Raw genomic sequence first — 6,239 nt, 5'->3', positions numbered from 1 at the left:
GGTGGTGCCCTCGGCGCGGTCCCAGGGCGGTTTCCGTCTGTACACCGAGACCGACGTCCAACGCCTGATGGAGCGGGCAGCGGCTGAACCGGCCTCGCCCTCCCGAACTCTACCCTAACGTTAGAGTAGAGATGGGTGGGGGTGCGGGCGGGCCGCCAGAGCGAGAAGGGCCAAAGGGGAGCAGGGGCGTGGACGGCAGGCACATGCAGATCGGTGAGGTCGCGACGCGGACCGGGCTGTCCCTGCGCACCATCCGGCACTACGAGGAAACGGGGCTGGTGGTGCCCTCGGCGCGGTCCCAGGGCGGTTTCCGTCTGTACACCGAGACCGACGTCCAACGCCTGATGGTGATCCGCCGCATGAAGCCGCTGGGCTTCACCCTGGAGCAGATGCGCGACCTGCTGGAGGTCACCGACCGCCTCGACGCCGGCACCGGTCTCACCGGCGGCGAGCGCGAGGCCCTGCTGGAGCGCGTCAGGACCTACGAGCGGGCCGCCACCGAGCAGGTCGACACGCTCCGTGTCCAGCTCTCCCGGGCCGAGGAGTTCGCTGACACGCTGCGCGCTCGCCTGGAGGAGAACGGCCCGCTCGCCGGGGCCTGACGGCTACTGGCGGTTGGCGGGCGATGGTGGCAGGGCGAGGGACAGGCTGGCGGGAATGGCGTCGAAGGCTTCCTCGACGCGGCGGGCCAGGGTGGCGGTGCCGCCATGTCCGCGACGTCGGTCGTAGCCGTCGGGTCCGCGGCCGGCGACCCAGTTGCGGGCGCCGCAGCGCCAGGCGCTGAGGGCGAACTCGCCCAGCAGGCGCAGGCGTACGTCGTCTGCGCTGTCGACGGCGAGGCGTTCTTCGAGGATCTCGACCAGGCGTGCCTGCGCCTTCATCGAGGAGAGGATGCTGTGGTCGCGGAGCACGGGGGTGCCGGCGGCCAGGCGCCGGGTGCGCAGGAAGCGTTGGTCCCAGCCCTCGGGCATGGACTCGATGGCCGCGGTCAGGGACGTGCGCAGCGCGTCCAGGGCGGGGCCGGGGGCGTCGTGGTGGGCGAAGTGGGTGGTGTAGGCGTCCCACAGTTCGCCTTCGGCGGCCATGGCGACGTCTTCCTTGGTGCCGTAGTAGCGGAAGAAGGTACTGCGACCAATCTCCGCGTGGGCGGTGAGCTCCTCGAGGGTGACGCGGTCGAATCCGCGCTCGCTGAACAGGGTGAGGGCGGCGTCGGCGAGCGCCCTGTGGGTGCGTTGCTTCTTGCGTTCCCGTAGCGGCAGGGCGCTGTCGTCGGCGGAGGCGGGGGTGTTGGCGGCCACGAGGGTGAGCGTAGCGAAGATGGGCCTAGGTCCTAAGGAGGACTGGAGCTCCTTTGGTACTCGTGCCAGTCTGGCACTCAGTCTCGTTTCTTGGAGGGTGGGTCGGGTGTCGTCCCGCCCTGCTATGCGTTGGGGAGCTGCCTGTGATTCGCCGTATCGACACTTCGCCCGAAGTCGCCCGCGCCGACGCGTCAACCGTCGTGATCACCTTCCGGCACGTGCGGGGCGCCGCAAGCCAACAGGCCGTCGCGGAGGCGGCCGTCGCCGCTCGGGAGCAGGCGACCTGGCCGGATGGCCTGGTGGGATGGTCGTTGCTCACCAGCACGGACGGCCACGCCCTGATGGCCTACGAACAGTGGAGGGGCGACGACGCGCTGGACGCGGCGCTGCCCGTCTCCGCGGCGTATGCGCCCGGCGTTCCGGGGACCGAGCCGTCGGTACCGGTCCGCTACCGCCTGCACCGCTCCCGCGCGAGCACCGCGGTTGAACGCCGGGTGGGCTGCGTGGTCACTGTGTCGTTCGACGTGGACGGTCCCGAGCGGCAGCGGCATCTCGTCGACGAGATCTCCTCGATGACGAAGGACGAGCCCGCGGTGCCCGGCCTGGTCGCCGGGCACTTCCATACGAGCGCGGACGGCACCCGGGTGGTCAACTACGCTGAGTGGACCGACGAGCAGGCTCACGCCGCCATGCTCGACTCCGGTGACCCTCGCGGGGTGCGGCGGCGCCTCACCCAGGAGATCCCCGGAGTGCGGGCGTGCGGCTGGCGCCGCTGGCACCCGCACACCACCCTGGTCGCAGGCGGACGCAACGATGGCCGCTGAACCCGCGATAACCGAGGACGCCACAGCCTCCCCAGCCGGCAGGGCGTCGCTGACAGTGCTGTTGCTGGCCTCCACGCTGGGCGTGATGGGCGGCGCCACCATCGCTCCGCTGATCGAGGTCATCCGCCAGGCCCTGGGAGTGGGCGGCACGGCGGCCGGCCTGCTGCTGACCTGCCACAGCCTGGCCATCGCCCTCATCAGCCCCCTGGTCGGCCGGGCCACCGACCACCTCGGCCCTCGGCTCCCGCTCGCCTTCGGTCTGGTGCTCTACGGTCTTGGCGGAGGCGCCGGCCTGGTCATCGACTCCTACCCCGTGCTGATCGCCTCCCGGCTGGTCCTCGGCATCGGTGCCGCGGCGGTCTTCACCTGCTCCACCGCCGCCCTGCTGGACCTCTACCAGGGCGGAACCCGGGACAAGGTGATGGGCTGGCGCACCGCCGCCACCACGGCGGGCGGCTTCATCTACCCACTGGCGGCCGGGGCACTGGGCAACCACTCCTGGCACACCCCGTTCGCCCTCTACCTCCTCGGCGTCCCCCTGGGCGTCGCGACCCTGCTCGCCCTGCCCAAACCCGCCCCGACCAACGGCACCAACCCGGTGGCGAAGGCCACCAGGGCCCGCGGCGGCGCCGCGCGGCTGCTGCGCGACCACCCGCTCCTGCTGGGGTTGTGCGGGCTGTGGGTCGCCAGCACCGGACTGATGATGGTCCTGGCCGTCTCCCTACCCCGCCGCCTGGACCAACTCGGCATCCACGACACCCTGATCGTCGCCCTCTACGGCACCGTGCTCACCGCCGGCGCCGCCAGCCTGATCGGCCTCGCCTACGCCAAGCTCACCGCCCGCTTCGGCTACACCACACTGATACGCGTAGCCGCCACATCCTGGACAGCGGCCCTGATCCTGTTCGCCCTCGCCGACCACTGGGCGCCGCTGCTACTCGTCCCGGTCCTCACCGGCATCGGCAGCGGCATCACCATGCCCACCCTCACCGTCCTGGCCGACCACGCCGCTCCACCCGAACAGCGCGGCACAGCCACCTCACTGCAGGCCACCGCGCTCTTTGGCGGCCAGTTCGCCTCACCCCTGCTCTTCGGGCCGCTCATCGACGCAACCTCGATCGCCACCGGCGCCCTCGTCGCAGCCGTCGGCACCACCGGCATCCTGATCGCCCTGCTACGGCTGAAAGAACCCGCCCGCTCCACCGACAGCGCGACAACCGCCAGCGACGATCGACACCAAGCCGCCATCCCCACCACCCAAGCACCACGGGAATGACAGCTGTCTCAACCCCAACGCCATCCCGCCCAGGACTGCCGCCGCCCGAGTTGGTCAATCGCTTCAGGCTGTTGTGGGGCCGGAAGCGCCATGGCCATCACGGCGACGATCGCACACACCTGCCATCGTGACGAACACCGTCTGGCAGGAGGTGCCGTGGCCGGCCGTGGCGAGGGCGGCCAGGCCGATCGCTCCGCCGAGCTGGCGGGCGGCGTGCGTCACTTCCGAGGCCGCCCCGGCATCCTGCTCACGGATGCCAGAGGTGACCAGGGTGGAGATCGGCGTGATCAGCAGCCTCATTCCGGCTGATATCACGACCGCTGGCCCCAACGGCCCATCGACATGGCCGTCGGTCGGGCCGATCCGGCTCTGCCGAGGCCAAGCTGGGTTTGTGCTGGTAACCGAGCAGATCGCAGGATGGTTGCGACGGCGGTTTCCTGGTGACGCATCCATGCAGATCTCGCACGAAGCGATCTACCTCTCGCTCTACGACCCTCGCCGGCGCCAGGCGATCGACCGCGGCCTCACCCAGCGGCTGCGGTCAGCCAGGTCCATGCGTCGTCCGAAGATCGCCCGCCGGCCCACCGGGCGGGGCATCATCCGCTGGGAGGGCGACCTCGTGATGGGCACCCGACCCTCGGCGGTCGTCACGTTCGTCGAGCGCACCAGCCGCTACACGGCCATCGCCGCGCTGCCCGACGGCATCAAGGCTGAGCAGGTCACTCCGCCTGGTGGTTCAGAATTTGATTCAGTGCCCAAGTTCAGGCCGTCATCCGCCGGATGTCGTCGGTGATGCCCTCCAGCGGCGCTGTGTTGCCGATGGAGGCGAACCAGTCCCACAGCTCCAGAGCGGGGTAGAGGCGGTCGAGGCCGATCCGTTCGCTCCAGTCGGCGGGCAGCGTGCCGTAGCCGTCGCAGAGCGCTTCGCGTTTGTCCTGGTCGTCGTGGACGGAGTCGTAGGCCATGGGTTCGTGTCTTCCGAAGGGGGGCTCGAAGCTCCCGCGAGTGGATCACCGTGACGGTACTCCGTAGGGGAGCGGAGGGAACCGACAGCATCCCCACCGAGGCACATGCCTGCCGCCGCAGTTGACGACGAATCGACATAAGCCGCCGATGACAGTTCACCGAGCAGGTACAGGCTCACGTGCGGAGGGCATCGCTGTGGTCACCCGTTTTGAGGCGGTGTCCCGTACGTGGCATCAAGCACCAGGGTGAGCAGCCGGTCGGGCTGTTCCGCGTCGTGGCTGCGAGCTGTGGACAGCGCAATCCCGACGACAAGGTGGACCAGGTCGTCGGCGGTCAGATCGGCGCGCGCCGTTCCCCGCTGCTGAGCCTGGGCAAGAAGATCGGCTGCCGCGTCCAGGATCAGCCGATGACAGTCGAGCTCCAGCGCGACCGGCTCTTCAACCATCAACGCGCCCCCCAGCCCTTGGTTGACCCTGGCGTGGAGGAGAAACGCGCGCAGCCATTGCGTCAGCGCGTCGTCGGCGGACTCCGAGGGGAGCAGCGTCTCCGCCAGCCCGCACAGCGTCTCGATCCGGTCCCTGAGGACCGCGGTCAGCAGGGCGGAGCGGTTCGGGAAGTGACGGTACAAGGTCCCCGGGCCGACGCCGGCCCGGCGGGCGACCTCGTTGAGGGACGCCTCCGGTCCGGCTTCAGCGAATACTTCCTGCGCCGCGGCGATGAGACGTTCCCGGTTGAGTCGCGCATCGGTACGCCGCGGTCGCAGCGCGGGGACGTGCCCGTGTGTGGTCGTCATCGTCCCGTCTTTCGGTCGAGCCCGGGAAAGTTAAGCGGAGTTCCTCTCCGTATAGTAGCGTGCCTCAAACGGAGAACCTCTCCGGAATGCGTGGCCTGAGGAGTGCGGATGACGGACAGTGGACAGACCGAGCTGGGCCGAGTCGGGATCTGGACCTTCGCCTACGAGGGGCAGCCTGCCGGGCGGGTACGGGAATCGGCCGCGGAGATCGAGGAGTTGGGTTACGGGGCTATCTGGTACGGGGAGGCGTTCGGCCGCGCACACAGTGGGCCAGGCATGGCTGCTGCTCTCGGCGACGCAGCGCATCGTCGTCGCCTCCGGTATCGCCAACATCGCGTTCCGGGACCCGATCGCCACCGCTACCGCGACACGTGCGCTGGGCGAGGCGTTCCCCGGACGCTACGTACTCGGCCTGGGCGGACATCGCGTCGACGACACCGTCCACGAACTGGACGGCTACCCCGTACCGGCCCGCGGCAGAGCGGTGTCCACCATGCGCGCCTACCTGCAGGCCATGGATGCGGTACCCGCCCACGGCCCCATGGCGGACCCGGCTCCGCGCCGCGTACTGGCCGCCCTCGGCCCGAAGATGCTTCAGCTGGCCGCCGAACACGCCTGGGGTGCGCACCCCTACTTCGTATCCGCCGAGCACACCGAACGGGCGCGCCGGATCATGGGACCGAAAGCCTTCCTCGCGGTGGAGCAGGCAGTGGTGCTCGACACCGACATCAGCCGCGCCCGCCAAGTGGCCACGGCACACGTCGCCGGCTACCTCTCGGCACCGCATCAGGAAGCGAACGTACGACGGCTCGGCTTCGGCGACGAGGACATCGTCGGCGGCCCGAGCCGTCGACTGGTGGACGCGATCGTTGCCTATGGGGAAGGAGAAGCAATCCGCCGACGCGTTGAGGAGCACCTCGACGCAGGAGCTGACCACGTCTGCCTGCAAGTACTCAGCTTGATCATTAACCTCGCTGCTGTTTCAGGCGGACGTGTTCGGTGAGGGTTTCGATTCGTTTCACGGTCTTCCCGGGCTCGTGACGTGGTGCTGGCCTGCGGTTCTTCGAGCCTGGGGGACGTCC

At 69.6% G+C, this 6,239-nt stretch carries 8 protein-coding genes and 2 pseudogenes; 6 read left to right on the top strand and 4 right to left on the bottom strand.

Features of this window, described 5'->3' with window-relative positions:
* Window positions 1-70 (top strand): annotated as a pseudogene (locus E1265_RS39935) (MerR family transcriptional regulator); the annotation flags it as partial.
* Window positions 71-188: 118 nt separating this feature from the next.
* Window positions 189-602, top strand: a complete 414-nt coding sequence (locus tag E1265_RS32165; RefSeq protein ID WP_207931294.1) for a MerR family transcriptional regulator — start codon at window positions 189-191, stop codon at window positions 600-602.
* Window positions 603-605: 3 nt separating this feature from the next.
* Here the strand turns inward: E1265_RS32165 and E1265_RS32160 are convergent, their stop codons facing one another.
* Complete coding sequence (locus E1265_RS32160; protein ID WP_132934491.1) at window positions 606-1,298, bottom strand: TetR family transcriptional regulator; 693 nt, start codon at window positions 1,296-1,298, stop codon at window positions 606-608.
* Between the two features lie 143 nt (window positions 1,299-1,441).
* On the opposite strand from E1265_RS32160, the gene E1265_RS32155 reads away from it, so the two are divergent.
* Both E1265_RS32155 and E1265_RS32150 read left to right on the top strand, forming a co-directional pair.
* Entirely contained in the window at window positions 1,442-2,122 is a 681-nt protein-coding gene (locus tag E1265_RS32155; protein ID WP_132934490.1) for an antibiotic biosynthesis monooxygenase, read from the top strand.
* Window positions 2,112-3,398 (top strand): MFS transporter, encoded by a 1,287-nt coding sequence (locus tag E1265_RS32150; protein WP_132934489.1) that lies wholly within the window; start codon window positions 2,112-2,114, stop codon window positions 3,396-3,398. Before E1265_RS32155 ends, E1265_RS32150 begins: the two co-directional genes overlap by 11 nt.
* Window positions 3,399-3,461: 63 nt before the next feature.
* Here E1265_RS32150 and E1265_RS32145 read toward each other — a convergent pair whose 3' ends face one another.
* The gene (locus tag E1265_RS32145; protein WP_132934488.1) at window positions 3,462-3,698 is read right to left on the bottom strand and encodes a hypothetical protein; all 237 of its coding nucleotides are present in this window, start codon (window positions 3,696-3,698) and stop codon (window positions 3,462-3,464) included.
* Between E1265_RS32145 and E1265_RS32140 the strand changes: the two genes are divergently transcribed.
* A complete protein-coding gene (locus E1265_RS32140) occupies window positions 3,682-4,191 on the top strand; it encodes a hypothetical protein (protein WP_243741261.1) in 510 nt (169 codons plus the stop codon). The two genes, E1265_RS32145 and E1265_RS32140, sit on opposite strands and share 17 nt — an antisense overlap.
* On the opposite strand, the gene E1265_RS32135 is transcribed toward E1265_RS32140, so the two are convergent.
* Both E1265_RS32135 and E1265_RS32130 read right to left on the bottom strand, forming a co-directional pair.
* A complete protein-coding gene (locus E1265_RS32135) occupies window positions 4,160-4,363 on the bottom strand; it encodes a hypothetical protein (protein ID WP_132934487.1) in 204 nt (67 codons plus the stop codon). The genes E1265_RS32140 and E1265_RS32135 overlap by 32 nt on opposite strands.
* Before the next feature lie 200 nt (window positions 4,364-4,563).
* Complete coding sequence (locus E1265_RS32130) at window positions 4,564-5,157, bottom strand: TetR/AcrR family transcriptional regulator (protein WP_132934486.1); 594 nt, start codon at window positions 5,155-5,157, stop codon at window positions 4,564-4,566.
* 108 nt (window positions 5,158-5,265) lie between these two features.
* On the opposite strand from E1265_RS32130, the pseudogene E1265_RS32125 reads away from it, so the two are divergent.
* Window positions 5,266-6,160, top strand: a pseudogene (locus E1265_RS32125) (TIGR03620 family F420-dependent LLM class oxidoreductase).
* Window positions 6,161-6,239 lie beyond the last annotated feature (79 nt).

Origin of the sequence: Streptomyces sp. 8K308, from assembly GCF_004348315.1 — a bacterium.
Classification (GTDB): Bacteria; Actinomycetota; Actinomycetes; order Streptomycetales; family Streptomycetaceae; genus Streptomyces.
This window is presented reverse-complemented; position numbering and strand designations above follow the sequence as displayed.

What these genes read in the sequence shown, in the direction of transcription:
- E1265_RS32150 (WP_132934489.1), top strand. Translation starts at nt 2,112, where the DNA reads ATGGCCGCTGAACCCGCGATAACCGAGGACGCCACAGCCTCCCCAGCC.
- E1265_RS32145 (WP_132934488.1), bottom strand. Translation starts at nt 3,698, where the DNA reads ATGAGGCTGCTGATCACGCCGATCTCCACCCTGGTCACCTCTGGCATC.
- E1265_RS32135 (WP_132934487.1), bottom strand. Translation starts at nt 4,363, where the DNA reads ATGGCCTACGACTCCGTCCACGACGACCAGGACAAACGCGAAGCGCTC.
- E1265_RS32130 (WP_132934486.1), bottom strand. Translation starts at nt 5,157, where the DNA reads ATGACGACCACACACGGGCACGTCCCCGCGCTGCGACCGCGGCGTACC.